At 45.5% G+C, this 782-nt stretch carries 1 protein-coding gene; it reads right to left on the bottom strand.

The window, feature by feature from the left end:
* Positions 1-62 precede the first annotated feature (62 nt).
* A partial coding sequence (locus AB447_RS26440; RefSeq protein WP_057957782.1) for a hypothetical protein occupies positions 63-782 on the bottom strand: 720 nt, incomplete at its 5' end.

Genomic DNA, 782 nt, shown 5'->3' with positions numbered 1-782 from the left:
GTTCGGAATATTTGCCGATAATTTCGGTTTGATGCGCCATTCAATCGTCCTCCTTCGTTTTATTAAAACGGCAGATCGTCGTCACTGATTTCGTTAGATTTTTCGTTATCCGACCCGGCTCCAAGCGATAATCCGATAAGGCTAATATCGAATCCAGCTGCGACTAGATTTTCGATCTGCGTCTTTTCGTCAGCTTCGAAAAGGAGTCCATCGAACAAAGACATATCGAATTCTTTGCCGTCGTATTTGCTGAAGTTCTCGCGTTCCTTATCCGTTAAATCCTCTTCCATATCGATAAACGGCGTTAAGCTGACCGTCGTTGATGTTCCGGAACCTGTTTTCGAAAGCTCAAACGCAACCTTTCCGAGTTTCTTTTCAAACTTCGTGATAACTGCGTAAACGGCCTGCGCTTGCTTTTTCGAAAGGTCGATGATGATTGGATTACCGGTTTCTAAGTCGATGAATCCGAGTGCATAACGTTCTTTGACGCGATACTTGGCGGCTTCTTCCTTGTACTTCTCTTCCGCTTTTGAGTCGCCCTTATCCGCAGCCGCCTTCTTTAAATCCTGATAATACTTCCAAGCGAGGTCCCACGGTGTGTAATCCGCAACCGGAAAGCCTTTATCGTTCATCTTGCTTGGTTTCTCCGCAACGAACGAGTTTACTTTCTTGTAGATACCGTAGCTGTAGAAACGAATAAGGTCTTCGGTACCTAGTACGCGAACCTTAAAGGAAGATCCCGACTTAAAGCTCGTAAATTCTATCCCGTTTCCGCTTCCGCC

The organism is Bacillus glycinifermentans (genome assembly GCF_001042475.2).
Lineage (GTDB): Bacteria > Bacillota > Bacilli > Bacillales > Bacillaceae > Bacillus > Bacillus glycinifermentans.
The sequence above is the reverse complement of the archived record's forward strand: the minus strand, read 5'-3'. Positions and strand labels throughout refer to the sequence as shown.